Below are 26,517 nucleotides of genomic sequence, written 5' to 3'. Positions count from 1 at the left end.
CCGGCTTTTTTATAACTAGCGTGATATCGCTAGTTATGTAAATTGCATGGGAGTAACAGTGCAGTATCAAGTTATTGAAAGCCAAACAGCACTAGATGAATTTGTATTGTCTATTTCGAAAGCCAAAGTGCTCGCCGTCGACACCGAATTCATGCGTCGTCGCACCCTATACCCAGAAATTGCTCTGTTACAGATCTTTGATGGTAACCACCTTGCCCTTATCGATCCACTAGCCGATATGGATTTTAGTAGGCTGTGGACACTGTTTTCAGATACTAGTGTTTTAAAAGTACTTCATTCTCCATCAGAAGATATCGAAGTATTTCTAAAGTTTGCAGGCTTTATCCCGTCACCAATATTCGATACCCAGTTTGCTTTACAGTTGTTAGGTGAGGGTAGTTGTATTGGTTTTGCTAATATGGTGAAGCAACTTAGAGACGTAGACATTGACAAAAGTGAATCCAGAACAGATTGGTTACGCCGCCCTTTAACTCAAAGCCAATTAGATTACGCCGCCTCCGATGTATATCATTTACTGCCATGTTTTGAGACTATTCAAGCGCGAGTAAATGAAAAGCAGCTATTTAACATAGTGCTTCAAGAGAGTGAGTTGCTCGCCCAAAAGAGAAGCTTCCGTCAACCAGATGAAGTACTTTATCTTGATGTCAAAAACGTGTGGCAGCTTAAGCCTAGAGATCTTGCTACTCTAAAAGAGCTTGCAGCGTGGCGCAGAGCCAAGGCAGAGAAAAAGAACTTAGCGCTAAATTTTGTGCTTAAAGAACATAACATGGTCGAAATCGCCAAACGTCGTCCAAGCTCACTGGGCAGTTTACGTAATGTTCCAGGTGTTGAGCCAATGGAAGTTAATCGCTCTGGTAAAGAAATTCTCGCCTGTATAGAAAAAGCAAAAGAAGTAAGTGAACAAGATTGTCCACAACGCGTGAGAAGGCTTATCGACTTTAAAGGTTACAAAGCAGCGTGCAAGGATATTAAACAGGTTATCGCCGAAGTCGCCAAAACTAACGATATTCCGGTTGATGTGTTTGCTTCGAAAAAACAAATCAACCAGGTGATCAGCTGGTCGTGGAAAAAGTCACCGGAAGAAAAGCAATTGCTGATGAAACCCGATCTTGCGTTAGGCTGGAGGGCTGAGCTTGTTGCAGATAAGTTAGACAGTTGGTGGCAGTAGCACTCCTGTCGATTTAAAGGTGAAAGATAAACAGCGAAAGCGATAATAACATCCACCTTCCGAAGAAGGTGGATGATACTCAACTAGTCTTTTGGTTGTTCGATACCAAAGTACACGCAATGTAACACAGGTAATACAATCAACGTCAGTATGGTCGCAAAACCAAGACCGAACATAATGGTGACCGCCATGGATTGGAAGAACACGTCAAATAATAGCGGGATCATACCCAATATGGTTGTGATAGCAGCCATAGACACCGGCCTTACACGACTCACACCAGAATCAAATACCGCTTGGTAAGGGGACTTACCAGAGTCAATTTCGATGTTTATTTGATCCATCAGTACAATACCATTTTTAATCAACATGCCGGATAAACTTAGCAAGCCTAGCAGCGCCATAAAGCTAAATGGTGCTTGTAGTAATACAAGGCCTGCCGTTACCCCAATAATAGCAAGCGGCACTGTAGACCAGATCACTAATGGCTTTTTCACAGAGTTAAAGAGCAATACAGTGATCATAAACATCGCTAAATAACCGATTGGTAATGAGCCAAAAATAGCTTTCTTCGCTTTGCTTGACGACTCATACTCGCCGCCCCATTGCATCTCGTACCCTTGGGGTAGTTCAATGGCTTCGATATCCGCCTTCACTCTTGCAAATAACTTCGCTGGAGTTTCATCTCCTATCACGTCATGATCAGCCATTACCGTGATGGTACGTTTTCGGTCGCGGCGCATGATCAGGCTATCTTCCCAAGTGACACTAAAATCATCCACGATTTGTGAAACTGGCACGTAAACGCTAAGGACAGGGCTGAATATTTGTAAGTCACCAAGATTTTCAACATTGAGCCTCTCTTCCTCAGGAGAACGTGCAATGATAGGTAACAGTTGCGTACCATCTCGATATAACCCTACCTTGTTACCTGACACCGAAGTCAGTAGCAACTGATCTAAATCAGATTTACTGATCCCCAAACGACGCGCCTTCAATTCATTAAACTGTGGGCGGATCAACTTGGTTCTTTGTCGCCAGTTATCGCGAATATTAAACGCTTTATCGTCTTGGCTGATAATACCTTTGGCTTCTTCAGCTAGTTGGCGTAACACAACAGGATCTGGTCCCGAGAACCTAGCCTCGATTTTTGCGTCGGTTGAAGGACCAATTTCCATGCGCTTTATTTTGAGACGTCCGTCTAGCTCATTTTCAAGCTCATAATCGCGAAGCTTAGCAATCATAGCCACTACAGCTTCTCGGTCTTTTACACGTACAATTAACTGACCATAAGCGTCATATTGTTTTTCAGGCGAATAGGTCAACATAAAACGAGGCGCACCTTGACCAATCGTTGCCGTTACTTCGTTAACCATAGGATCAGCCAGTAAAAAGGATTCAATTTTCTCAACATTTTTCGCCGTGCTGCGTATATCTGCACCTTGATAATGCCAATAATCCACATAGAACATCGGTGTATTTGAAGCCGGGAAGAAGGACTGCTTAACCGATTTAAAGCCAACAACTGCAGCGACTAATAGCAGTACCATAGAAATAATGGTAATAGCGCGATTTTTAAGGCAGAAGGTAAGCATGGATTTATACACGGTGAAGATCACACCTTTATAGGGATCGTCTTCTTCGCTGGTATCTGATGACTTTTCCTTCGGTCCTTTAAACATCATATTGGCAAAAAATGGTGTCAGGGTGATTGCCGTTACCCAGCTTAGTAGCAATGAAATTAACAACACCCAAAATAAAGAACCAGCAAATTCACCACTGGCATCTGAGCTTAAACCAATCGGCGCGAAAGCTGTGATCCCAATAACGGTTGCGCCAAGAAGTGGCCATTTTGTCTGTTCAACAATGTTCACAGCAGCTTTTACTTTAGATTGACCCCGTTTAATATTAATCAAAATGCCTTCAGTCACAACAATGGCATTATCGACTAGCATCCCCAGTGCAATGATCAAAGCACCTAATGAAATACGCTGTAAATCAATGGCGAATATCTTCATAAAGATAAAGGTACCCAGCACGGTAATAAGCAAAATACCGCCGATTAAAATACCACTCTTTACACCCATAAAAATAAGCAAAACGATAATTACAATCGCAACGGCCTCTAAAAGGCTAACGATGAAACCATCAACCGAGGTTTCTACTTCTGTTGGTTGATTGTAAACCGTGTTGATCGTAATACCGTATGGGCGCTGATATTCTAGTTGCTGTAAGTGATGTTCGATTTCTTTGCCCACCTCAACAACATTTACACCAGAAGTAAAAGAAACCCCAACCAGCAAGGCACGCTTTTGATCAAAACGTGTAATATGATTCGGCACTTCCGCATACTCGCGTGTCACTTTTGCCACGTCACCCAAATAAATAAGTTCTTTGGCACCGGGCTTTGAGATAAGTAACCCCTCTAGCTCAGCAACGTCTGTAAACTCACCAGTAGGGTGCAGGCGAATAGACTCGTCTCCAACTCGTATTTTACCCGCATTAGATACCGTATTTTGAGCTTGTAGCAACGAGAAAATGTAGCTAGGCGCAATGCCAAGTTGTGACAGTTTTTGTGTTGATATTTCGACGATCACTTGTGCTTGCTGCTCACCCGCAACAGTGACCTTACTCACACCTTCAACTAGCACTAATTCGCGCTTTAAAAAATCAACGTAGTCTTTTAGCTCATCATACGAATAGCCTTCGCCAGTGATCGCGTAGAGTTCACCGTAAACATCAGCAAAATCATCGATAACGCTTGGCGGCCTAACACCTGGCGGTAGCTTCGGCGAGAGATCATTTACTTTACGGCGCAGCTCATCCCAGATCTGTTGTAAGTCTTTCTTACGGTACTTACTCTTCATCTCTACAGTGATCTGCGACTTACCAGGAGAAGAAATGGAAGTAACATAATCAACATACGGCAGAGACTGAATTGCATTTTCAATCGGGAAGGTGACTTCCTCTTCCACTTGTTGTGGTGATGCACCAGGATACATGGTCACGACCATGGCTTTTTTTAGTGTGAATTCAGGATCTTCTAGTTGGCCTAAGCCCAAATAGGATACCGCCCCAGCAATAAGCAGGAGCAAGGCAAACATCCAACTGATTACCTTATTCTCAATTGACCATTTGGCTAAACTCATATTACAGACCTCTTTCTTTAGTCCAAGGTCTCACTTTTGCGCCTTCTTGCAAGTAATGCACGCCCGCAGCAACAATTTCTTCACCAGGTTCAAGACCCGACAATACCTCAATACCGGTATGATTCAGTTGGCCAACGGTGACTTCGCGTTTTGTTACCGTCTGATTATCACCTTGATATACCCATACGTAACTATTTCCCTCTGTGCCTTGCTTTTTATCAGAGAATACTGCTTGGTTAGGTACGATAATTGCCGTATTTTCACGGTTCGTAATTTTGCTTGGATCGACGTAAACATGGCCTGTCATACCTGCGAACAAATTAAAGTCCTCGGGGATTGGAAGACTAAATACGACTTTGTAGGTTAAGGTTGCAGGGTCTGCCTGCGTATCCCATTCCTTAATCGTAAGCGGGTAAGACTTACTTGGGTAGCCATCAAAAACAACGGTCGGTTTGTAATCAGAATCTTTATCAACACGTGCAACGATGCGCTCAGGAACTTGAATAACCACATCCATCATATCGCGTGTTTCAAGGCGAAGAATATTTTGCTTTGCTACGACGTTTTCGTAATTTTTGACAAATACCTTGGCAACCGTACCACTAAACGGCGCTCTAAGTTCGCTATATTCGAGGTTTGTTTTAGCAATTTTAAATGCAGACTCCGCAACTTGCTTGTCTGCATTTGCTTTATCAAACTCAGCTTTAGTCGCTATGCCTTTTTCAAATAACGGTTCAATTCTCGATAACTGCGATTTAGCCAGTTCAAATTGGGCTTTACGTTGTTCATATTGCAGGTTGAAATCTTCAGGATCAAGCTTTGCAAGCAATTGCCCTTTTTGTACATCTTGGCCTGCGAGAACTGGAAACTCGATAAGTTCACCATTCACACGAAAGGCTAGGTAGGAGCCTTGGTTTGCCACCACTTCAGCAGGGAAACTACGAAGCGTGCTGCTATTAGGATCCGAAACCGTATGAATTTTAACTGGTCGGTTAGGGGCTTCTGTTGGGGCTTGTTCTGCTTGCTCTTGGCAGCCCACTAATAGGGTAGCCAGCACAATTCCAGAAAACACTCTTAACATATTGTTCTCCATGACAACGTCAATTTTAATGCGTGCAGAATAATGGAATTACATATAAAATAAAAATTATAAAACATTCTATACTGCATAAGATTTATTTATGAAGATTTCGGACTTAGCAGCGTTTTGCACCGTTGTTGAAGCGCCTAGCCTTACCGAAGCAGCAAATAAGCTTCATAAGACACAGCCTGCGGTCTCTCAATCAATTAAAAGATTAGAACAATCTTTGGGATTTGCCCTTTTTGAGCGTGAGAAATATCGCAATGTGTTAACAGAGCAAGGTCGTCGATTTTATTTTGAAGCCGAAAAATTGCTTAATCATCATAGAGATTTGTCATTACTCGCGACTGAATTCGCGGCGGGTAATGAACCAAGCTTTAACATCTGTTACGAACCGATCGTATATCAAAACCAGATTGATCAAGTATTAGGCAATGCCTTCATTAAGTTTCCCGCAACTGAAATGAACATCTCAAGTGGTAAACGTTTTTTTGCGCTTGAGCAAGTCACACAGGGGATTGCAAACCTTGGCATTGGCCCTTGGTTTGATCTTTTTCATTCAACTGGCGATTTAGAATCAATGCCGATTGGACACGTAAAATTAGGCTTAGTCTCATTAACGGGCTATATGCCACCAGAGCTCAGTTTTTCGGAGCTTGCGCAATACCCATCTCTTGCAATGAAAGAAAGTAAATTCAAGTTTGACAGTGAGCGCTTGGCATACAGAAACAGTAACAATGTCATGAAACTCGATGACGCACTGGCAATAAAAAGATACTTATTGCAAGGTATGGGCTATGCCCTAATCGGCCTAGACCTTTGTAGAGAAGAATTAGAGTCTGGTGTTTTGCAACAAGTGAGGGTGTTTGATAGAAAGGATGAGTTTGAAGCCGAGATCCACGCGTATCGTTTGCATATTTCCCACCATGGGCCAGTAGCAAGATATTTTTGGGATAAATTAAAAGAGTTAAATATTCAATATGAAAAGCAGCAATCCTCAGCAAGAACTCGCTGAAAAAGTCTTCACCGTAATCGGCGGTATCCCATTTGGAAAAGTTGCGTCGTATGGGCAAATAGCGAGATTAGCTGGCTCCCCAAAACATGCCAGAAAAGTAGGCCAGTTATTAAAAAACCTACCGCAAGGTTCAACGTTACCATGGTACAGAGTAGTAAATAGCCAACGGCGTATTTCATTTCCTCAAGACAGTAGTAAATTTCAAGAGCAAAAATCGCGCTTGCAAGCTGAGGGCGTCACATTCTCAAATAGTAACGTGATAGCTAAACACTGTGTTTGGGAATAGTCATAAATTTAGCGTCAACTGATCCAGATAAATAGGGCAGTCGTAATTATCGTTAGTTTTTGTATATTTGAACGGGAATTATGAAACTCGCTTTATTTCCATTGCCAATATTCTTGCTTCCAGGCGGGTTCACCCGCTTGCGGATCTTTGAGCAGCGCTATTTATATATGGTAAAAGAGGCCGCGAAAACAGAGCAAGGTTTTGTGTTATGCCCATACCTCGCGGATACGCCGAACAATGTGTCAAAAGAAGGCGTGCACGTTAAAATCGTCGACTTTTCACAAGATGATGATGGTCAGCTGCTCATTGATGTTGAGGCACTATCGCGCGTCGCGATCAGTAATGTGGAAGTAGACTCACAATCTTTACGTTATGGCGATTGTGACATTATTGATGGGTCGCCATGGCAATGTAGCGAGGAAGCATTGAGTCTAGTTGACGAAACCCTTGTTGATAAGCTTCAGAGTGTTTTTATCGCCAATCCAATCCTTGATGATTTGTACCGCGACAAGCATTTTACTCAACCTCTTTGGGTTGCTTATCGTTGGCTAGAAATCTTACCTATCTCGATGACCCAAAAACTGAAAATAAAACAAGCACAAACATTTGAACAGGTGGCAGAGTTCTTACATACTGTATTAGATGAAAAATAGTGATCCATGCCAAGTTTTACAGCGTATTACAGCTTATAATTATAAATTGGAAGGTGAGCTATGTTAGGCCAACAGCAATCTATCGATTGCAACGTTCAGTCAGGAACTCGCAAAGCAGTGCAAGAAACTCCCTCTCAAGCGTTATCAGACGCTTTAGTTAAGGTTGCAGAAAAACGAGATCGCAAAGCTTTTGCGTTCTTGTTTGAGTACTTTGCGCCAAAAATCAGGCGCTTTGGTGTGAAACAATTTGGTAATGACGCCCAAGCGATGGAGCTCGTACAAGACACGATGACGTCAGTGTGGCGTAAAGCACATCTTTATCATCATGACAAAGGCGCAGCCACAACGTGGATCTATACCGTAATGCGTAACGCGTCGTTCGATGCACTGCGTAAGATGAAGAGTAATAAAGAAGAACACATCAGTGAAGACATCTGGCCGATAATTCAAGACTCGCAGGCTGACGACGACGGTTTTCAAGATCACTTGCAAACGGCGCAAATTCAAAAATACATCAATAAGTTGCCGCCAGCACAACGAGACATAGTCAAAGGCGTGTACTTTCAAGAAATGTCTCAAGAACAATTGGCAGAGCATCTTAATATACCTGTCGGGACAGTTAAGTCACGTTTACGACTTGCTTTACAAAAACTTCGCGCAGAAATGGGAGATCAAGCATGATTAAGCATCACCCTAATGATTCATTATTAAGCCAATTTGTTGAAGGTAATTTGCCTGCAAGTATCAGTGTCGCAATTGCAGCACATGTCGAAATGTGCCCATGTTGTCAGAAAAAGACCCAACAGCTTGAAGCGCAAGAAGCGAATGTTCAGCTTGGAGGAGGCTGCGAATCTTCACTAAGCTGTGATTTTGAGGCGATGATGCAAGCGATAACACTGGATGACGAAATAGACGAAGTTAAAGAATATATCCAACCCACTTTTAACTATCAGGGTAGGGATGTTCAATTACCTAGGGCTATTGCGAATATCGATCGCACCAAATTTTCAGGTGTAGGCAAAATCGCTCGATCTCGGTTATTGCTAGAAGATGGCGACTTACGCTCAAGTCTTCTACAAATTGGTGCGGAAGGGGAAATTCCAGAGCACACCCACACGGGCTTTGAAATCACCTTGTTACTTGACGGCGATTTTGCAGATGAAGCTGGGGAATACGTACCGGGCGACTTTATTTGGCAAGATGGCAAACACAATCATTCTCCGCGCACAAAAGAAGGCTGCCTTTGCTTTACCGTGGTAAGCAGTGCACTACACTTTAATAAAGGGTTAAGTAAGCTGTTAAACCCAATTGGTAAGTTGATTTATTAAAGGAATAGTTGCGAAATGAAATTTTCATCACCAATAAAAATTGGCATTAGCGCGTGTTTGGCCGGAGACAAAGTACGATTTGACTCAGGCCACAAGCGTTCAAACTTTTGTATGGATGAATTCGCCGAACATGTTGAGTATGTGCGCTTTTGCCCGGAAGTTACGATAGGCATGCCAATTCCAAGACCAACCATCAGACAGATCCGTGTAGGCGACATTATCAAAGTTAGTCGCCCCGACGGTAAAGAAGATGTCGCACCAAAGCTTAAGGAGTTTGGCGAAAAGGTTGCAACCTCACAGACACGAAGCCTTTCCGGCTTTGTGTTTTGCGCCAAAAGCCCAAGCTGCGGAATGGAGCGTGTTAAGGTTTATAACGAAGCAGGAACAGGTAATACATCTGAAGGTATTGGTATTTTTGCTGAGCAAATCATAAAACACAATCCGCTTTTACCTTGCGAGGAAAATGGCAGATTGAATGACATGCATCTCAGAGAAAACTTCGTAATGCGGGTATTTGTTTATAAAAACTGGCAGGAACTAACTCAATCGGAAAACATCGGTCTACACGAGCTGACGAATTTTCACGCCAAGCACAAATATCTGTTGATGAGCCATAATTACCAAGCCTATAAAGATTTAGGGCGTCTACTCGGTGATGGCAAACAATTGGATAGAGAGACGCTGAAACATAAATATATCAGTGGTTTGATGTCAGCACTGAGCAAGCCTGCCAATCGCAAAAATCAAGCAAACACGTTAACGCATCTACAGGGATATTTTAAGAACGAGCTTTCCAGTATCGAGAAGCAAGAGATGTGCGGCGCAATAGATCAATATCGCAAAGGTATTGTACCTTTATATGTACCGTTGACTTTGCTCAAGCATCATCTCACCGTGCATCCTAAAGCGTATTTGCAAAGCCAAGTGTACTTTGACCCATACCCCAACGAACTGCGTTTAAGATTCGGAATTTAATAATGAAAACAGCTTTTTGGTTTCGCCGTGATCTCAGGATTTACGGCAACGAGGCTTTGATTGAAGCCGTGAATGAGGGCGCACGCGATGCGCTCTTTTTTTATTGCAAGCCACAGTGGCAGTCACACAACGTGGCCAGTATTCAGCTCGACCTACTTGAGCGCAGATTACTTGAGCTTGGCAGTCAGCTTAGTGAATTTGGCATTAGGCTACATATCATTGAAGCGAGCACATTCGCTGAGCTGCCGGCGCAGCTTCAAGTTGTTTGTGACGATAAAGGCATTGATTGCTTATATGCAAATAAAGAATATGAAGTAAATGAAGTGGCGCGCGATGAAGCGTGTGAAACTGTGATCTCGTTAAAATTATTCGATGGCGATCTCGTTGCCAAACCGGGCTCAGTGCTTACGGGCTCCGGTGAGATGTTCAAGGTGTTTACCCCCTTTAAAAAAGCATGGTTAAAATGTTTTGTGGGGCAGCAATTTCACTTCTCTAGCTGGCCACTGGACAAACAACATGAGGCAAACTTCAAAAAGCCAACTTTCTTCGAGATGACCAATGAATCTGAAAAGTGGCCAGTGGATGATAATGCCATTGTCACGATTGTAAATCGTTTTATTAAGGACAAACTAGCAGACTACCAAGATGACCGTGATTTCCCTGCAATCAAAGGAACTTCGGGGCTCAGTCCATACTTGGCATTAGGCATTGTGTCACCCAAGCAGCTCATCGCACAGATCCAACTTCATTACCCTGAAGTGCTTGAAAACCCAAGTAAGCCAGAGTTTTGTTGGGTGAACGAACTCATTTGGCGTGAATTTTATCGCCATCTTATCGTCGCTTTTCCGCGTTTATGTAAAGGTTTTAATTTCAACGATAAATATAACGCGGTTAGGTGGCGTGACGACAGCCAAGCGTTTGAGCTATGGTGTAATGGTCAAACTGGCTATCCGATTGTCGATGCGGCAATGCGTCAGCTCAATAAAACTGGCTGGATGCACAATCGGCTACGTATGATTGTTGCCAGCTTTTTAACCAAACACTTGCTCATCGACTGGCGTGAAGGCGAAGCCTATTTTATGTCAAAGTTAATAGATGGCGACCTTGCCAGTAATAATGGTGGCTGGCAGTGGGCTGCAAGCACGGGGTGTGACGCGCAGCCTTATTTTCGTATTTTTAATCCCATCACGCAGAGCGAAAAGTTTGATCCCGATGGTTCCTTTATTCGTACATATGTGCCTGAATTAAAAAATGTTCCAGCAAAGCATATTCATTTTCCCCATGACTATTTAGCGGCATTTGGCGGAAAGGAAGACTATGTAGAGCCGCTGGTTGATCATAAAGAAGCAAGGGCAAGAGCACTTGACGCATTTAAGGTTTAAATAGGTATGGATCACAGAACGCAGCGATTCGTGGCAATTTATAATGAAATAGACAAATACTGTCTCGGTAAATTGGCTTCAATTTACACTGAGGACATCAGTTTCGTAGATCCTTTACATAAAATTCAAGGACTTGATGCGCTAACGAGTTATTTTCAAGGGTTATATGAAAATGTCTCTGAAATCGAATTTCTTGTTACGAACGCCTATCAAGTTGATGACGTCAGCTTTATCTACTGGACCATGTCCTACCAACATCCCAAGCTAAACGGCGGTAAGCTTATAGAAGTCGATGGTCATAGCCGCTTGAGTTTTATTGGTGAAAAAGTGGCGCAACATCGGGATTACTTTGACAGTGCGCAAATGCTGTATCGCCAAGTTCCATTACTCGGTGGTGTTATTCGGCTTTTAGATAAAAGGATCACGGCATGAGCAACATCTTAATTACTGGCGCAACATCAGGGATAGGTAAAGGTCTTACGGAATTTTATGCAAAACAGTCACATCAAGTAACTGCTTGTGGCCGCAACCAAAAAGTGTTAGACGAATTAGAAAGCAGCGTAGGTGCAAAGAGCAAAGCATTTGATTTAACAAACCGCGAAGAGATAGAAGATAACTTCAAAGATATTGACGGCTTGGATCTTGTGATCCTCAACGCAGGTGGTTGTGAGTATATCGATAATCCCAACCAATTTGACGGCCATTTGTTTGAGCGAGTAATGCATATCAACGTCATCTCAATCGGCCACTGCCTAGACGTTTTACTGCCAAAAATGAAATCAGGCGGGCAACTTTGCATCGTAAGTTCCAGCAGTGCATTTTTACCTTTGCCTCGCGCCGAAGCGTACGGTGCGTCGAAAGCGGCTGTCAGCTATGTAGCTCGCACTCTAACAGCAACATTAAAAGACATTGATGTCACCTTGGTTCACCCTGGCTTTGTAGAGACGCCGTTGACAGATAAAAACGACTTTCCGATGCCATTTATTGTAAGTGTCGATGAGGCCGTGGGTTACATTAGCAAAGGAATAGAAAAGCGCAGCAAGGAAATACATTTCCCAAAAAGATTTACTCTATTTTTAAAACTTCTCAGGTTACTGCCGTTTTCGTTGTGGTTACCTCTCGCAAAAAGGATAGCCCGTGGCTAAGATTGCAATAATTGGAAGCGGTATTTCAGGTATGACCGCAGCATACCTGTTAAGTCGTCAACATGACGTGAAAGTCTTTGAAAAAAATGATTATATTGGCGGACATACGGCAACTATTGATGTTGAATACCAAGATGAAAAGCTCGCAATTGATACCGGCTTTATCGTATTTAACGACAGAACTTATCCAAAGTTTGAAAAATTGCTGGCTGAAATTGGTGTTAGTCGCCAAGAAACTGAAATGAGCTTCAGTGTTCACAATAGTCAATCCAAGTTTGAGTACAATGGCCATTCACTTCGCACGTTATTCGCACAAAAACGTAACCTACTGAGGCCAACCTTCTGGCGATTACTAAAGGATATTGTGCGTTTTAATGGCCTTTGTAAGTCGTTGTATGAAAAAGACGACTATCGAGGTGTTGAAACGCTTGGCAAGCTACTACAGCAACACCAATTTAATGAATTTTTTAAGCTGCATTACATCTTGCCGATGGGCGCCGCGATCTGGTCAACCAGTATCAAAGAAATGCTCGACTTTGAAGCTAAATTCTTTGTTCAGTTTTTCTTCAACCATGGGCTCTTGGACATCACAAATCGCCCTCAATGGTATGTTATCCCAGGTGGTTCTAGGGAATACATTCAACCATTAGTGGCAGAATTTAAAGACAATATTGTGCTGAATGCCGACATCGAAACAGTGGTTCGTGATGACTCTGGCGTGACCATCGTCTTCAAAGATGGCAGCAATGAGTACTTCGATAAAGTCGTCTTTGCATGTCATAGCGATCAGGCTTTAGCATTACTAAATACCCCATCGAGTGATGAGCAAGCGATACTTGGTGCGATACCTTATACTGCGAACTCTGTAGTGCTACACACTGACACCCGTTTATTGCCAAAACGTCCGCTAGCGTGGGCCAGTTGGAACTATTTGTTAAACGAAGCGACGGACAAAGCCGCTGTCGTCACCTATCAAATGAACATACTGCAAGGGTTTGACGCTAAACATCAATACTGTGTCACGTTAAATCACGATGAAGGGATAGCTGAAGACAAAGTGATCCGTCGCTTTGTCTATCATCATCCGGTTTTCAATACCACCAGCATTGCGGCTCAAAAACGTAAAGCCGATATTGATGGTAAATACCATAGTTATTTTTGTGGTGCGTACTGGTTCAACGGTTTTCATGAAGATGGGGTGAGAAGTGCGGTAGATGTGGCCGAGCAATTGGGTATCTCATTTTGAATAGTGCAATTCTGGTGGGCAAAGTTCGGCATCGGCGATTCGCTCATGCCGAGCATGCATTTTCTTACCCCATGTATATGATGTGGCTAGATTTAAGTGAGCTTGACGCACTCAATAGTATTTCGTCAAAGTTTGGTACATCCGGCTTAAAACTGCTTAAATTCAATCAAGCTGACTATATCCTCACAGAAGGCGAAAGCTTAGTTGAGCGCGCACGTGCTAAATCAAATGCGCTAGGCAAACCCGTTTCATCACAGACCAAAGTATATTTAATGGCGCAAATACGCTGTTTAGGCTTTTACTTCAGTCCGGTTAATTTCTACTTTTTTGAAGACGAGAAGGGTGCAGGTTTTAGCCATATGCTCGCTGAAGTAAGTAATACGCCTTGGAACGAGCGTCATTTTTATTTAGTTGAATTAAATAAAGAAGTGAACTTTAAAAAGCAATTTCACGTATCACCTTTTATGAATTTGGATATGCACTACCATTGGAAAGTGAAGCCACCCGGTAGCAATACGCTAATCCATATTGAAAACAGAAAAAGTGACGAATTGCTATTTGATGCCACGATGACGCTCAAAAAGCAGGAGCTCAATGAAGCAAATATTAATCAATTGCTTAAGCAGTTTCCTGCAATGACATGGAGCATAGCTAAAGGTATCTACTGGCAAGCGTTGAAGTTATTTTTAAAAAAAGTGCCTTTTGTTGGGCACCCCGGAAGAGTATAAGATGGAAAATACCACGACAATATCCTCATCAATTTCGCTTTCTACATTCGATAGATTGTATAAAAAGCTCGTCTTTGGCGCGTTGAACACCTTAGAAACCGGAAAAGTGGTACTTGTCGAAGGCGACCAAAAATACTGTTTTGGTGAGTCAGAAACAAGCCTAAGCGTTGATATTCAAGTTCATTCAGTGCAAATGTATAAGCTATTTGCACTTGGCGGCAGTGTCGGAGCAGGCGAATCCTACATTCTTGGTCACTGGAGTTGTTCAGATTTAACCAAACTGATTGAGATCTTCGTCCTAAACCAAGATCAGCTGGATGCCTTTGAAAATAAGTTTGCATTTTTCTCCGGCATTGCGAATAAGATAAAGCATCTTAAAAACAAAAACTCAAAACAAGGCTCAAAGCGTAACATTGTCGCCCACTATGACCTTGGTAACGACCTTTATGAATCATTTTTAAGTGAAGAAATGCTGTACTCTAGCGCAGTATATCCCTCAAAGGATGCATCGCTTGAAGAAGCGCAGCAACATAAGTTAGCCGCAATCTGTGAGCGCTTGGATCTTCAGCCAACCGACAAAGTTGTTGAGATTGGCACCGGGTGGGGCGCATTTGCAGTTTATGCTGCAAAACACTACGGCTGTCATATAACCACGACAACTATTTCAGAAGAGCAGCATGCGTACGTAAAAGCACTGATTGAAAAAGAAGGGCTGCAGCAGCACATCACACTACTAAAACAAGATTACCGCGAATTGGACGGCCAGTACGACAAGCTGGTGTCTATCGAAATGATTGAAGCGGTTGGACACGCGTATTTATCTGGCTTTTTTACCAAATGCAACGACTTGCTAAAACCGACAGGCGCAATGCTGATTCAGGCCATTACCATCGCCTGCCAGCGTTATCAACATTACCTCAAACAATCGGATTTCATTCAGCAGTACATTTTTCCTGGCGGTTGTCTTCCTTCCGTGAGTGAAATGAGCAAGCAAATCGTAAATTCCACCGATATGGTTGTCCACGAACTCCATGATATCGGTCTGCACTATGCCAGAACGCTATACGATTGGCGTGTTCGGTTTGAAAAAGCATGGCCTTCACTTGATAGTAAACGTTTCGATGAGCGCTTTTATCGCCTTTGGCAATTTTATTTATGCTACTGCGAAGGGGCGTTTAAACAAAGAGCAACCAGTGCCGTGCATTTAGTCGCCAGAAAACCAAGATACCAGTCAAATGCCTGTACTCAAACATTGGATTACTAACGCGCTACTCTTCCAAAGTATTTGGTTTGCTGCATTATTTTTCCAAGCAGACGCGCTTTGGTTGATGTTGCTAGGCTGTCTCGTTATGCTCGCAGGACACCAAAATAAGCGCCTCAATTTGGTGCTTGCACTCGTAGGTTCCGCCATAGGAATGAGCATTGAATTGATTGCGGTCAAAACTCAGCTCATCAATTACCAAGGTAGCGAATTAGTTCCGCTTTGGCTTTGGGTTTTGTGGATAGCATTGGTGCTGACAATAAATAATGCACTTTCCAAACTATTAACGCTCAAGGCGCCGATATTATTAGTGGTATTTTTGGTCTGCGCGCCACCTAGCTATCTTGGTGCAGCTAACTTTGACGTAGTTTCTATCTCAACACCTTGGTACATTTTTTGGCCAGCATTTGGCGCGCTGTGGAGTGTGGGGTTCTACCTGATAGTGAGTTTTAATCGCATTTTATGGGGTACAAAGCTTGCGCAGTTGCCAGCAAATTGATAGCGTTTGATTACAAACCCACAGGATCCGGGGCGAAACGCAATAAAATAATAAATATTTCGTCGAATTTCGCAATTTTGGGGTTGCACATAAACGCAAAATGCATAAACATAGGTTTTGCTTAGGCAAATTATAAAGTTATAGGAATCTAATAATGAATAAAGCTCAACTAGTTGAAAAGATGGCGGCAGACGCAGAGATTTCAAAAGCAGCGGCAACTCGTGCTTTAGAAGCGTTTACTGGCGCAGTAACTAACACACTAAAAGATGGCGGTTCTGTTGCTTTAGTTGGTTTTGGCACATTCTCAGTAAAAGAGCGCGCTGCGCGTACTGGTCGTAACCCACAAACTGGCGCTGAAATCCAAATCCCAGCTGCGAACATTCCTTCGTTCAAAGCAGGTAAAGGCCTAAAAGACCAAGTAAATCCTTAATCCACTCGCTGGACAAGAAAAACCTCCCAAGTTGGAGGTTTTTTTATGCCTCTCATATTCATTATAATTGATAGCGCTATCTTGAATTTGCTACTATCGCCCCAATCTCGTATTTTTATCTAATAAGTTGTTTAATCAGTTTTCATGAAGCGTTTTAACCTTTTCGCCGTTATGTCATTACTCATGTTGTTATGGGTAGCTGCTGCGTGCGCGACAGGAACGCCTGATACTCACTTATCCCATACTCCCGATACGCACAGCACAAGCTTCGAAAACATCACCCAAAAGGGCCTCGCTGACGCCAATCAGTTACCCAGTAAACCAAGTCCTGCGAGTCCAATAAAGCTCAGTGGTGAAACCACGCATCACGAAAAGGGCTTATTGCCGGAACGTGAGCGTACTAGCCACCCTAGTTATTTTCTGCATCCTAAACAACAAGCCGAATATGCGCTTGTATTTGAGCTTGCAGCAGAAAAATATATACCGGCCTCAGTCTATGACATCAATAGACCTAAACCTGTACCTTGGTATATGTGTGATACTCGGCCAAATAATGGCTTTATCGACAACTGTAAGCCGGCAAACTTAACCTTCAAAGGCAGTCTCAACTTCGCCTCTTAATCATTATCGACTACCAATAAAGCACCCAAATAGTAGTTTTTGATACCAGCACCTAACGTCTGTATGACCAGTATTCGTTAGCAAATCGGTATCGCTCAGATAGATAATGAGAAAAATATGAAAGATATAAACTCGCCAACGAGGGCATCAACCTCTCGTGGAGCCACCGCGCGTGCAAAACGTTTTTTTACTGCGCTTATTGTGTTCTTGTTGATCCTTTGTGCACTACCAAACGTGTATCCCAATAAGAATTTAATTCAAATTCAAGCAAGTAGTAACGAGGTTGTGTCTCTGTCGCTGCCTGAGCTTAAATCTCAGCTAGAAGGAGAGGGATTCAAAGTCAAGCAAATCGAGTCTCATCAAGGTGGCTATTTAGTTGAACTTGAAAACCGCACGCTAACCGCCGAAGCGCGTGCTTATATGGCTGAGTCTCACTCAAAGCTAAGTGTTAAGGTTGTTAGTGCTTCAACGATGCCACAGTGGTTAGAAAGCACTGGACTCAAACCTATCAAGCTCGGACTCGACTTGGACGGCGGTGTGTTGTTCGTACTCAAGGTTGACACAGAACAAGCGGCGCAAAATAAACTGCAGTCACTCGCAGACGAAGCCAATAGCCTACGGATCAAAAATCGTTATCGTAACCTATCTATTCCTCAAGTTATCAGTGGTGAGCAGGTTGAGGTCATAGCGAAAGCGCAAGGGCAAAATGAACTCGTTGCGCTTACTGCGACACTGCGCGAACTCTATCCACAATTTACCAGTACAACTCATAAACAAGGCAGTTTAGCGAAAGTGAACTTCCGTTTTGCCGAAGCGAAAAAAGCAGAGTTCGATAAGCAGTTAATGACCCAAGCGCTGTCTACTTTACGTTCGCGTATTGAGGAACTCGGGATCACAGAAGCGGTTACGCAACGTCAAGGCACTAATTATATACGAATCGAATTACCTGGCGTGCAAGACCCAGAACAAGCCAAGCGTATTATCGGCGCAACAGCCAAGCTTTCATTTCATGCATTACAAGAAATGGGGGGTCAAAAATTAAAGGATAAATCTGGCGCTTTGGTTTCAGTCGACCCAGTGGCCATTTTTGGCGGGGATGAAATAGAGTCCGCAACAGCAGGAAGAGATGAATACGGAAAGCCTTTAGTGCAACTATTCTTATCTTCTCAAGGCGGTGAAAAGATAAACCGATTTTCTAGAAACAATGTAGGTAAGCCAATGGCTACTGTATTCAGCGAATATTACGCGGATCCAAAAGGAGAGATTAAGCGCAAAACGGAAGTGATTTCAGTAGCCACTATTCAACAAGTATTAAATACCCGATTCAGTATTACCAATATGCAGTCAATGGAACGCGCGCAGGAGTTAGCATTATTGTTGCGGGCGGGTTCTCTTGACGCACCAATCACCATTGTGAAAGAGCAAACCATTGGTCCTTCATTGGGCGAAAAGAATATTGAAAGCGGCTTTAAAGCTTTGGCGTTAGGGCTAAGCCTAACTTTGCTGTTTATGGCAGTATGGTATCGCAAGCTAGGCGCAGTGGCCATTACCTCATTACTGGTAAACTTAGTTTGCCTGGTTGGATTAATGTCGCTGCTTCCTGGTGTTGTACTTACCTTACCCGGTATTGCAGGCCTAGTTTTGACTATCGGTATGGCGGTCGACACCAATGTGATTATTTTTGAACGAGTTCGCGAATTAAGGCGTAAAGGCATTGCGATGGTCACTGCATTAAAGCAAGGTTATCAACAAGCCATGTCGAGTATTATCGATGCTAACTTAACCACAATGATAACTGCTCTTATCCTACTTGGTATCGGTTATGGACCAGTAAAAGGGTTCGCGATCACCTTAGCGCTGGGCATAGTAACCAGTATTTTCGCCGGTGTGGTCGTCTCCGGTATGTTATCAGAGTCTCTTTATTCAAAATCACGTAAAGGCGCAAAGTAAAATGACAAGTAAAACGCAAAAGGCAAGATTCGTCGGGCTAATTTCTGGATTGTTACTTGTCCTTGCAAGTCTCATAGCCATCACCCAAAAAGGCATTGTATTAGGCCAAGACTTTACCGGCGGTTACGTTACGGTTATCGACTTACCCAAGCAAAAGAGCCAAACAGAAATGCAAAACAAGCTTGCTGAGCTTGGTGTGCAAGATGCGCGAATCTCTCTACTAAACGATGGTAGCTGGCGAGTTTTCCAAACCCCTCAGTCAACCGATGAAACACACGTCAAACAGTGGATAGAAGGACTTGAAACACAATGGCAAGCAAGCGTATTAGACGCCAGTTATCTTGGTGCGCAGGTGGGTAATGAGTTAGTCGAACAAGGTGGCCTTGCAGGTATATTCGCATTACTTAGTGTATTGATTTACTTGGCGTTTAGATTTGAGTGGCGCTTAGCGGTCTCCGCAAGTATCGCGCTTTTTCATGATGTGATTGTGACGCTAGGTTTGTTTGCAATAACGCAAGTAGAGTTTGACTTAACCGTGCTTGCAGCGCTGCTGGCGATTATTGGTTACTCACTCAACGATTCGATTGTGATTGGTGACAGAGTTAGAGAGCTTTTGTTCGAAGAGCAGTGGAAAAACAGTCCCGTGGGCAATACCATAGACCAAGCGATAAAGGATTCAATGAGCCGCACGCTTATCACCTCATTAACGACGCTCACAACGGTGTTAGCGATATGGTGGTTAGGCGGCGCAGGACTTAATAGTTTCGCCATGGCGTTGTGTTGTGGCATTCTCATTGGTACTTTGTCTTCCTTGGCAATTAGCGCAACGTTACCGCAGTTTTTAGGCTTGTCGTTTAACAACTACCTAAAAGAAGAATCTGAGGCAGCGAAACAGCAACTCGCTGAGCCATAAGCGTAATATGCGATTTAGGTTAAAAAAGTAGCAATTGCTCTTTTTTAACCTTGTCGTGCTGATGTATAATTCGCACTTCGAAAGGAGCCGGATAAGGATTAATGTCAAAATATAGTTATCAAACTCGGTGCGGGAAAGTAACCCTCTGGGCCGAGCAAAATATCCTCTTTGCCTGTTTCGAAGGAAATATTAATGAGTCTATGATCCATTATTTTTCTAGGGCATTAGAGCAATGTCGAGCTGAGATCCATTCTTCGACATGGGGTTACGTGAGTTATTCCGAAAAGGCCATAGCTGCGACACCAGAAGCCTATAAGTTACTGGTAAATACAGCAAAGCGCTGTTTGCAGTTAGGCTGTGTTAGTGCTGCGTATGTGTTGAAGTCGGCAATTGCGAAAAGCCAGATTGAAAAAATGCGCAAAGAAATTGGCATGCCAGAGCCATTAGATCAAGTTTTATTTGCTGATGTAAGCGCTGCCATTGAGTTTGTAAAAAGTACTTTAGCTACACCTGAAAAGTTGTCGGTATAAGACATCCTAATTCTATATAAGTGACGTTGCCTGTTGGGACGAGCATTTATAATCAGTTTGATTGCGCCTTCACTGTTAAGGCTTCATTGGGCCGCATCTCGCAACGTGCGATGATGCGGTTGTTTTTATCTTCTTCCTGTCTAAGCAACATACCTTCGTCATTTTTTGTCCACCACACAAACCCATCACCTTGATATTTTGCACCGCTGGCTGAACGAGCAATCTTCATCCTAACCACTTGTTCGTTAAAATGGACAGTTGCCTTATCACTGTCGTTGTAGTCAACCTTTATCACCGAATCATTATCACATTGATAGCGGCTAAGTGTTTCACTAAGCTCAATTTTACGATTCGAGATGTCCTCGCCACATGCACTGAGAACAGCGCTAATTAAAACAGCAAAGGCAATTTGAGATTTCATAAACAGACTCCGGCGAGAAAAAGACGGTATCTGATAATTTAGCGTAAACGGATGAAGTTAAGGTGAATAGTGTAGTTACAAGGCAATAAAAAGCAGCATAAAAAAGGCCCAACGGGCCTTTAAACATGATTACAAGTTATTAATCCTTTACTGGAATAGCATTAGAGATACTCTGCGCTTCACGTATTTTTGGCGTGTATAATCGCTTCGTCATCGCCATAAAGAAAATAGGCGTAAACAATAGACCAAATAAAGTAACCCCTATCATTCCTGAAAATACTGCAATCCCCATGGTTTCGCGCATTTCAGCACCCGCACCGGTTGCAAGTACCAGAGGTACAACCCCTGCGGTAAAGGCAATTGACGTCATCAAAATAGGACGTAAACGTAGTTTACATGCCTCAATAATTGACTCCAAATTAGTCTTGCCTTGCTCGTACTCTTCTTTTGCAAATTCCACCATTAGGATTGCGTTTTTACACGCTAAAGCAACCAAAACGATAAGAGCAATCTGGGTAAAGATATTATTATCGCCGCCTGTTAGCCACACCCCAACCAATGCTGACAGTATGGTCATTGGCACAATGAGGATGATTGCAAATGGTAGCTTTAGGCTTTCGTATTGCGATGCCAAAACCATAAACACCAAGAGTACAACCAGTGGGAAGATATACACCATCACATTACCCGCGAGGATCTGCTGATAGGTGACTTCAGTCCACTCAAATGCCATGCCTTCGCTAAGCGTTTCGTTTAGCACCGCTTCAATTGCCATTTGCGCTTGATCCGAAGAATATCCGGGCGCGGGGCTGCCATTTAACTCGGCAGTAGGATACCCGTTATAGTGCATAACGCGATCAGGTCCCGTTGTCGGCGTGACTTTGAGTACCGCGCCAAGTGGCACCATTTGACCGTAGTTGTTTCTTACTTTGTAAGACAAAATTTGCGCAGGATCTGCCCGAAAATTAGCGTCAGCCTGAGCGGTAACCTGATAAGTGCGACCAAATAAGTTAAAGTCATTGACGTACATTGAACCTAAATAGATCTGTAATGCATTAAACACTTCCTCGAGCGGTACGCCTTGTACCATTGCTTGCTCACGGTCGATATCAATGTCCATTTGTGGTACTTGGATCCTAAAGCTTGAGTACAGTCCCATTAGCTCCGGTTGCTGCTGCGCTTTTGCGATCACTGCCTGTAAGTCAGAGAATAGCTTCTCAAAGCCAAGGTTTGCTCTATCTTCAATTTGCAGTTTAAAACCACCTGTGGTGCCTAATCCTTGTATTGGTGGCGGTGGGAAAACCGCGACAAACGCTTCATCTATGATGGCAAACTTCTGATTAAGCTGCGCAGCGATTGACGACGCATACAACTCTGGTGACGTACGATTTTCAAATTTATCTAGGGCAACAAATACAATCCCGCTATTTGGGCTGTTTGTAAAACCATTTACTGAAAGCCCAGGGAAAGACACGGAATGTAAAACACCTGGAGTCTGAAGCGCAATTTGTTCCATCTCACGTACAACGGCTTCTGTTCTATCCAAACTCGCAGCGTCTGGCAGTTGGGCAATCGCAACAAGATACTGTTTGTCCTGCTGCGGAATAAAGCCGCCAGGGATGGTGCTAAACAACTTAGTAGTAGCAAAAATTAACCCTAAATAAACCACTAAAACAATGGTGCTCAGTCTAATAAGTTTTTTTACCAGTCCGACATAGCCGTGAGCTGCCTTATCAAAAAAGCGATTAAACGGTTTGAATAGCCACTGACCAAACAATTTATCTAACACTACTGTGAGTTTGTCTGGTTTAGCACCGTGCGGCTTTAATAGTAGTGCAGCTAGCGCTGGAGATAATGTTAATGAGTTAAATGCCGAGATCAGCGTCGAAATTGTGATCGTGAGGGCAAACTGTTTGTAAAACTGGCCTGACAAGCCGGTAATAAAAGCAGTTGGAATAAACACCGCACAAAGCACCAATGCAATCGCTATAATAGGGCCTGTCACCTCTGACATAGCTTGTTTAGTGGCCTCGAAGGGCGCAAGGCCGTTCTCAATATTACGCTCAACGTTTTCAACCACGACGATGGCATCATCAACCACGATACCGATTGCGAGTACCAAACCAAACAACGACAACGTATTGATAGAAACACCAAGCCACTGCATTGCAGCAAAGGTACCAACTAACGATACAGGCACCGCTACCAGCGGAATAATCGAAGCGCGCCATGTTTGCAAGAATAAGATAACGACTAATACCACAAGTACGATGGCTTCTAATAATGTCGAAATTACCGCATCGATTGAGCCGCGAACAAAGATTGTCGGATCGTAAACGATATCGTATTCAACCCCTTCAGGAAAACGTGTCGATAGCTCTTTCATGGTTTCACGCACCTGATCTGACAGCTCTATCGCATTAGAACCAGGACGCTGGAAAATCGGCATTGCCACCGCTTCGTTTCCATCTAGCAAAGCTCTTAACGCGTAGTTATCTTGTCCAAGCTCAACTCGGCCAATGTCTTTGAGTCTAGTGATCGCGCCATCGCTCGATACGCTAACAATAATATTGTCAAATTCGCTGGTATCTGCCAAACGGCCTTTAACGTTTAACAGAATTTGGAATTGATTTTCATTGGTTGTGGGTTGAGCACCCAAAGAGCCAGCTGCTACTTGGCGGTTTTGTTGTTGGACTGCTCGGACCACATCACTTGCGGTTAAGTTTCTTTCAGCCAATTGCTCGGGGTTTAGCCATATCCGCAACGCGTATTTACCGCCGCCGAATAGTTTTACATCACCAACTCCCGGCAAGCGCGCTATCTGATCTTTGACATAAATATCGGCATAGTTTGAGAGGTAGCTTGTATCATGCGAGCCACTTGGCGATACCAAATGCACCACCATAGTGAGATCTGGTGACGCCTTCTCAGCCACAACCCCTAAACGTTGTACTTCTTGCGGTAACCTTGGAATAGCGCTATTTACACGGTTTTGTACTTGAACTTGGGCACGGTCCAGGTCAGTACCAAGTGCAAAAGTCACGGTAAGCGTTAAGCGACCATCACTGGTTGCTTGAGAAAACATATACAGCATGTTCTCAACACCATTGATCTCTTGCTCAAGTGGTGTTGCAACGGTCTCAGCAATGACTTTTGGGTTTGCACCGGGGTATGTTGCAGATACCACAACCGTCGGTGGTACCACCTCTGGATACTCACTCACGGGAAGCTGAAAAAGGGAAATGGCCCCTGCGATTAATATCACAAGCGACATCATCGCCGCAAAAATAGGGCGCTTAATGAAAAAATGGGAAAATTTCATTATTAGTTTAATCCTTGTGAAGAATCGCTTGGCGTCATCGCAACCACTTCTGTGGCAATGTTATCTGGCAAGGTAAGCGTCACGGAGTTTGGGCTTATCGGCATACCTGGGCCTACACGCGCTGGACCATTCACCGCGATACGCTCTCCAGCTGCTAAACCCGACTCAACAGCACGAAATTCGCCATAGCGATTACCGAGTGTGATTAGACGATATTCAAGTGTATTAGCGTCGTTGACGACAAGAACAAAACGATTTTTAAGATCTGTACCCACTGCGCGGTCTGGAATTAATACTCGATCGTTTTGCTCGCCGGATGAAAGACTCACTCGCGCAAACGAGCCAGGTCGTAACTGTCCACTGAGATTATCAAAAGAAGCGCGTACTTTTAGGGTTCCGGAGTGGTCATCAATGGCGTTGTCAATAAAGTCTAGCTCACCCATGACTGGCTGTGACTCACGGCCCAATAGCTGTAATTTCACAGGTAGCGGCTCACCTTCCGTCACTGATGCAAACTGGCTATTCCAAGTGCGCTCGTCGATATCAAAGTACGCATACATCTTATCGGTTGCGACTATCGTAGTAAGCAAAGTGTCGTTTGCTCTAATGGTGTTACCTTGAGTGACCTCAGCAAATGAAATTTTGCCGCTGATTGGTGCTGTGATCTTGCTAAACTCTAAGTTTAACTGAGCTGCTTTAAATGAAGCTCTAAGCGCATCTAGTTCGGCTTCACGCTGTGCGGTAAGCGAAACACGGGCATCGACTTCTTCAGTTGAAATCGCTTTTTGCTTACTTAAACGAAGCGCACGCGCTGACTCACTTTTTGCTTGCGAAAGGGCAGCTTCGGCACGTTTCACTTGTGCGGCAAGGCTGGCAACCTCAGCCAAGAAAGTTCTATCGTCCAGCTCAAATAGAACATCGCCTTGGTTCACCGTATCTCCCTCTTTGAAGTTTACCGAGCCGATCACTCCCGTGACACGAGCGCGAAGTGCGACTTCGTTTGGAGAAGAAAGGCGTGTTGTATAGGTGTGCCAATCAGCAATGCTAATTTGCGGTGTTGCTGCTACATCAATTGGTTGAAGAGGCGGAGTTTGACTGCTTGCCTGCTCAGCTTCGCCACATGCACTTAGCAGTAGCAAAGCTGAAATAATCGTTGCGAGTTGCGTTGGTTTTAACATAGTTCCTCCTTTGTGTATGGAGGTAACTATACGTTTCATTTGTTGCATTAAACATAAGTGAAATGGAATATAATTGATGCCAAATTAGAATCAATCGATGTAGATAACCAAATCAAAATGTCTTTTTCGTGTGATTTGCGCGAGATCTAAGATAATTCTTCCCGATTGATTTAAAATAACAAAAAGCCTAACGGAATTGAATTATGTCTAACGCTAACCGTTTACAATCCCTACTGAGTGGCGTGCTCAATAAAAGTGACGATGCAGTTGCTATTGTTAGCAACAAGTCGGTTCTTGAATTTTGCAATAAAGCAATGGCGAAGCTAATTGGACAACCCTCGTCTCACATAACAGGACGCACACTGAGTAATATTTTCGACCCCCAAACAGACGATACGTTTGATGACAGAATCGACGGGGATGAACTCACGGAATGGTTTTTAGGCTTAAGCAACGGCTGTGAATTAGACTATCCAGAAATTGAAATTGATACCTTAAGCGGTGAGTTCTTCAGATTACGATGTTTTTCGCTGCAAGATGATGCCTTTGTTATCTACGGAGACAACATTACCACAACAAAAGCAATACATAGCGAACTCGATCACTTACGTAAAGAGCTTGATTTTATTACCAAAACTGATCCATTAACGGGCGTCGCCAGTCGTAGGCAGCTAAGCGATAAAATTGACAGTCAAATTAGGTTGTATGAACGTTACAGAACACCATTTAGTGTGATACTGACCGACCTCGATAATTTCCGTGCAATCAACGAGCGATTTGGCCATGAAGCGGGAGACATAGTGCTGGTTCACGTGAGCTCGTTACTCTCTGACATGTTACGAGACACGGATTTAATAGCTCGGCTAGGTGGAGAGGAATTTGCCCTGGTACTCCCTAATACCGGCTTAGAGGGGGCAATCTTAGTCGCCGAGCGGGCACGCATTATGATAGAGCAGGCATCATTTCAAATTGCGGTCGGTGAAGAGGTCGATATTACCAGTTCATTTGGGGTTGCAGAATTTGGCGCAGGTGAGTCTGGCGTTGAAAGCATTATTCGTCGTGCAGATACGATGTTACTAGAGGCCAAAAGCAGTGGCAGAAATCGAGTTGTTCCAAATCCGCACTAATTAAGACCAATCGTTAAATTGTAATAATGCTTAACTAAGCTAGTTCCTTCAAGTAGTAGATAAGTGCGCCCAATATGGCGCATTTTGC

Annotated in this window: 25 protein-coding genes; 20 read left to right on the top strand and 5 right to left on the bottom strand. The window is 43.5% G+C overall.

The features are described from left to right. The first annotated feature begins 58 nt into the window (after positions 1-58). Complete coding sequence (gene rnd, locus EXT47_RS20330; protein ID WP_039495244.1) at positions 59-1,189, top strand: ribonuclease D; 1,131 nt, start codon at positions 59-61, stop codon at positions 1,187-1,189. A gap of 83 nt (positions 1,190-1,272) precedes the next feature. On the opposite strand, the gene EXT47_RS20325 is transcribed toward rnd, so the two are convergent. Further along, positions 1,273-4,338, bottom strand: a complete 3,066-nt coding sequence (locus tag EXT47_RS20325) for an efflux RND transporter permease subunit (RefSeq protein ID WP_039495242.1) — start codon at positions 4,336-4,338, stop codon at positions 1,273-1,275. A gap of 1 nt (position 4,339) precedes the next feature. Further along, complete coding sequence (locus EXT47_RS20320) at positions 4,340-5,419, bottom strand: efflux RND transporter periplasmic adaptor subunit (RefSeq protein WP_039495241.1); 1,080 nt, start codon at positions 5,417-5,419, stop codon at positions 4,340-4,342. Positions 5,420-5,519: 100 nt separating this feature from the next. On the opposite strand from EXT47_RS20320, the gene EXT47_RS20315 reads away from it, so the two are divergent. The 18 genes from EXT47_RS20315 (at position 5,520) to EXT47_RS20230 (ending at position 20,381) form a co-directional block, all read left to right on the top strand. Then, complete coding sequence (locus tag EXT47_RS20315; RefSeq protein WP_010605459.1) at positions 5,520-6,434, top strand: LysR family transcriptional regulator; 915 nt, start codon at positions 5,520-5,522, stop codon at positions 6,432-6,434. Then, positions 6,400-6,720 carry an MGMT family protein gene (locus EXT47_RS20310; protein WP_039495238.1) on the top strand — a complete coding sequence of 107 codons (321 nt, stop codon included), beginning with the start codon at positions 6,400-6,402 and terminating at the stop codon, positions 6,718-6,720. The genes EXT47_RS20315 and EXT47_RS20310 overlap by 35 nt, the downstream gene beginning before the upstream one ends. 80 nt (positions 6,721-6,800) lie before the next feature. Then, a complete protein-coding gene (locus EXT47_RS20305) occupies positions 6,801-7,373 on the top strand; it encodes an LON peptidase substrate-binding domain-containing protein (RefSeq protein ID WP_039495235.1) in 573 nt (190 codons plus the stop codon). Between the two features lie 60 nt (positions 7,374-7,433). Continuing rightward, entirely contained in the window at positions 7,434-8,054 is a 621-nt protein-coding gene (locus tag EXT47_RS20300; RefSeq protein WP_039495233.1) for a sigma-70 family RNA polymerase sigma factor, read from the top strand. Beyond that, positions 8,051-8,701, top strand: a complete 651-nt coding sequence (locus EXT47_RS20295; RefSeq protein ID WP_039495231.1) for a ChrR family anti-sigma-E factor — start codon at positions 8,051-8,053, stop codon at positions 8,699-8,701. The genes EXT47_RS20300 and EXT47_RS20295 overlap by 4 nt, the downstream gene beginning before the upstream one ends. A 15-nt stretch (positions 8,702-8,716) precedes the next feature. Then, a complete protein-coding gene (locus EXT47_RS20290; protein ID WP_130127429.1) occupies positions 8,717-9,676 on the top strand; it encodes a DUF523 and DUF1722 domain-containing protein in 960 nt (319 codons plus the stop codon). Positions 9,677-9,678: 2 nt separating this feature from the next. Then, positions 9,679-11,058: a deoxyribodipyrimidine photo-lyase gene (phrB, locus tag EXT47_RS20285; protein ID WP_130127428.1), complete on the top strand. Its 1,380-nt coding sequence runs from the start codon at positions 9,679-9,681 to the stop codon at positions 11,056-11,058. 6 nt (positions 11,059-11,064) lie between these two features. Further along, positions 11,065-11,490 carry a nuclear transport factor 2 family protein gene (locus EXT47_RS20280; protein ID WP_039495225.1) on the top strand — a complete coding sequence of 142 codons (426 nt, stop codon included), beginning with the start codon at positions 11,065-11,067 and terminating at the stop codon, positions 11,488-11,490. Then, complete coding sequence (locus EXT47_RS20275; protein WP_130127427.1) at positions 11,487-12,203, top strand: SDR family NAD(P)-dependent oxidoreductase; 717 nt, start codon at positions 11,487-11,489, stop codon at positions 12,201-12,203. The genes EXT47_RS20280 and EXT47_RS20275 overlap by 4 nt, the downstream gene beginning before the upstream one ends. After that, a complete protein-coding gene (locus EXT47_RS20270; protein WP_039495222.1) occupies positions 12,196-13,449 on the top strand; it encodes an NAD(P)/FAD-dependent oxidoreductase in 1,254 nt (417 codons plus the stop codon). Before EXT47_RS20275 ends, EXT47_RS20270 begins: the two co-directional genes overlap by 8 nt. Continuing rightward, positions 13,446-14,177: a DUF1365 domain-containing protein gene (locus EXT47_RS20265; protein ID WP_084204276.1), complete on the top strand. Its 732-nt coding sequence runs from the start codon at positions 13,446-13,448 to the stop codon at positions 14,175-14,177. Before EXT47_RS20270 ends, EXT47_RS20265 begins: the two co-directional genes overlap by 4 nt. A gap of 1 nt (position 14,178) precedes the next feature. Next, positions 14,179-15,441, top strand: a complete 1,263-nt coding sequence (locus tag EXT47_RS20260; protein WP_130127426.1) for a cyclopropane-fatty-acyl-phospholipid synthase family protein — start codon at positions 14,179-14,181, stop codon at positions 15,439-15,441. Then, positions 15,413-15,937: a DUF2878 domain-containing protein gene (locus EXT47_RS20255; protein ID WP_130127425.1), complete on the top strand. Its 525-nt coding sequence runs from the start codon at positions 15,413-15,415 to the stop codon at positions 15,935-15,937. The genes EXT47_RS20260 and EXT47_RS20255 overlap by 29 nt, the downstream gene beginning before the upstream one ends. A 154-nt stretch (positions 15,938-16,091) precedes the next feature. Further along, a complete protein-coding gene (locus EXT47_RS20250) occupies positions 16,092-16,367 on the top strand; it encodes an HU family DNA-binding protein (RefSeq protein WP_010377204.1) in 276 nt (91 codons plus the stop codon). A gap of 144 nt (positions 16,368-16,511) precedes the next feature. Beyond that, positions 16,512-16,988, top strand: coding sequence for a hypothetical protein (locus tag EXT47_RS20245; RefSeq protein WP_130127424.1), 477 nt, complete (start codon positions 16,512-16,514; stop codon positions 16,986-16,988). 117 nt (positions 16,989-17,105) lie between these two features. After that, positions 17,106-18,938: a protein translocase subunit SecD gene (gene secD / locus EXT47_RS20240; protein WP_130127423.1), complete on the top strand. Its 1,833-nt coding sequence runs from the start codon at positions 17,106-17,108 to the stop codon at positions 18,936-18,938. Between the two features lies 1 nt (position 18,939). Beyond that, on the top strand, positions 18,940-19,851 hold the full coding sequence (gene secF, locus EXT47_RS20235; RefSeq protein ID WP_130127422.1) for a protein translocase subunit SecF: 912 nt from the start codon (positions 18,940-18,942) through the stop codon (positions 19,849-19,851). A gap of 101 nt (positions 19,852-19,952) precedes the next feature. Then, complete coding sequence (locus EXT47_RS20230; protein ID WP_039495205.1) at positions 19,953-20,381, top strand: hypothetical protein; 429 nt, start codon at positions 19,953-19,955, stop codon at positions 20,379-20,381. Positions 20,382-20,433: 52 nt separating this feature from the next. Here the strand turns inward: EXT47_RS20230 and EXT47_RS20225 are convergent, their stop codons facing one another. The 3 genes from EXT47_RS20225 to EXT47_RS20215 all read right to left on the bottom strand — a co-directional run bounded on the left by EXT47_RS20225 (position 20,434) and on the right by EXT47_RS20215 (position 25,302). Next, complete coding sequence (locus EXT47_RS20225) at positions 20,434-20,802, bottom strand: MliC family protein (RefSeq protein ID WP_039495203.1); 369 nt, start codon at positions 20,800-20,802, stop codon at positions 20,434-20,436. Between the two features lie 139 nt (positions 20,803-20,941). Further along, complete coding sequence (locus tag EXT47_RS20220; RefSeq protein ID WP_039495202.1) at positions 20,942-24,124, bottom strand: efflux RND transporter permease subunit; 3,183 nt, start codon at positions 24,122-24,124, stop codon at positions 20,942-20,944. A 2-nt stretch (positions 24,125-24,126) separates the two neighbouring features. Next, positions 24,127-25,302: an efflux RND transporter periplasmic adaptor subunit gene (locus EXT47_RS20215; protein WP_039495201.1), complete on the bottom strand. Its 1,176-nt coding sequence runs from the start codon at positions 25,300-25,302 to the stop codon at positions 24,127-24,129. A 203-nt stretch (positions 25,303-25,505) separates the two neighbouring features. Here EXT47_RS20215 and EXT47_RS20210 point away from each other — a divergent pair, with 203 nt between their 5' ends. Next, the gene (locus EXT47_RS20210; RefSeq protein WP_130127421.1) at positions 25,506-26,429 is read left to right on the top strand and encodes a sensor domain-containing diguanylate cyclase; all 924 of its coding nucleotides are present in this window, start codon (positions 25,506-25,508) and stop codon (positions 26,427-26,429) included. Positions 26,430-26,517: the final 88 nt, after the last annotated feature.

The sequence above is a fragment of the Pseudoalteromonas sp. CO342X genome, from assembly GCF_004208915.1.
GTDB lineage: Bacteria > Pseudomonadota > Gammaproteobacteria > Enterobacterales > Alteromonadaceae > Pseudoalteromonas > Pseudoalteromonas maricaloris.
Note: the sequence above shows the minus strand (reverse complement) of the source record. Positions and strands in the feature narration are given on the sequence as shown.

Excerpts from the sequence above, each read along its gene's own strand:
- phrB (WP_130127428.1), top strand. The coding sequence starts at position 9,679 with ATGAAAACAGCTTTTTGGTTTCGCCGTGATCTCAGGATTTACGGCAAC.
- EXT47_RS20250 (WP_010377204.1), top strand. The coding sequence starts at position 16,092 with ATGAATAAAGCTCAACTAGTTGAAAAGATGGCGGCAGACGCAGAGATT.
- EXT47_RS20305 (WP_039495235.1), top strand. The coding sequence starts at position 6,801 with ATGAAACTCGCTTTATTTCCATTGCCAATATTCTTGCTTCCAGGCGGG.
- EXT47_RS20280 (WP_039495225.1), top strand. The coding sequence starts at position 11,065 with ATGGATCACAGAACGCAGCGATTCGTGGCAATTTATAATGAAATAGAC.
- EXT47_RS20255 (WP_130127425.1), top strand. The coding sequence starts at position 15,413 with ATGCCTGTACTCAAACATTGGATTACTAACGCGCTACTCTTCCAAAGT.
- EXT47_RS20315 (WP_010605459.1), top strand. The coding sequence starts at position 5,520 with ATGAAGATTTCGGACTTAGCAGCGTTTTGCACCGTTGTTGAAGCGCCT.
- EXT47_RS20230 (WP_039495205.1), top strand. The coding sequence starts at position 19,953 with ATGTCAAAATATAGTTATCAAACTCGGTGCGGGAAAGTAACCCTCTGG.
- EXT47_RS20310 (WP_039495238.1), top strand. The coding sequence starts at position 6,400 with ATGAAAAGCAGCAATCCTCAGCAAGAACTCGCTGAAAAAGTCTTCACC.
- EXT47_RS20300 (WP_039495233.1), top strand. The coding sequence starts at position 7,434 with ATGTTAGGCCAACAGCAATCTATCGATTGCAACGTTCAGTCAGGAACT.
- EXT47_RS20210 (WP_130127421.1), top strand. The coding sequence starts at position 25,506 with ATGTCTAACGCTAACCGTTTACAATCCCTACTGAGTGGCGTGCTCAAT.
- secD (WP_130127423.1), top strand. The coding sequence starts at position 17,106 with ATGAAAGATATAAACTCGCCAACGAGGGCATCAACCTCTCGTGGAGCC.
- EXT47_RS20275 (WP_130127427.1), top strand. The coding sequence starts at position 11,487 with ATGAGCAACATCTTAATTACTGGCGCAACATCAGGGATAGGTAAAGGT.
- EXT47_RS20290 (WP_130127429.1), top strand. The coding sequence starts at position 8,717 with ATGAAATTTTCATCACCAATAAAAATTGGCATTAGCGCGTGTTTGGCC.
- EXT47_RS20295 (WP_039495231.1), top strand. The coding sequence starts at position 8,051 with ATGATTAAGCATCACCCTAATGATTCATTATTAAGCCAATTTGTTGAA.
- EXT47_RS20245 (WP_130127424.1), top strand. The coding sequence starts at position 16,512 with ATGAAGCGTTTTAACCTTTTCGCCGTTATGTCATTACTCATGTTGTTA.
- EXT47_RS20220 (WP_039495202.1), bottom strand. The coding sequence starts at position 24,124 with ATGAAATTTTCCCATTTTTTCATTAAGCGCCCTATTTTTGCGGCGATG.
- EXT47_RS20225 (WP_039495203.1), bottom strand. The coding sequence starts at position 20,802 with ATGAAATCTCAAATTGCCTTTGCTGTTTTAATTAGCGCTGTTCTCAGT.
- secF (WP_130127422.1), top strand. The coding sequence starts at position 18,940 with ATGACAAGTAAAACGCAAAAGGCAAGATTCGTCGGGCTAATTTCTGGA.
- EXT47_RS20325 (WP_039495242.1), bottom strand. The coding sequence starts at position 4,338 with ATGAGTTTAGCCAAATGGTCAATTGAGAATAAGGTAATCAGTTGGATG.
- EXT47_RS20260 (WP_130127426.1), top strand. The coding sequence starts at position 14,179 with ATGGAAAATACCACGACAATATCCTCATCAATTTCGCTTTCTACATTC.
- EXT47_RS20320 (WP_039495241.1), bottom strand. The coding sequence starts at position 5,419 with ATGTTAAGAGTGTTTTCTGGAATTGTGCTGGCTACCCTATTAGTGGGC.
- EXT47_RS20215 (WP_039495201.1), bottom strand. The coding sequence starts at position 25,302 with ATGTTAAAACCAACGCAACTCGCAACGATTATTTCAGCTTTGCTACTG.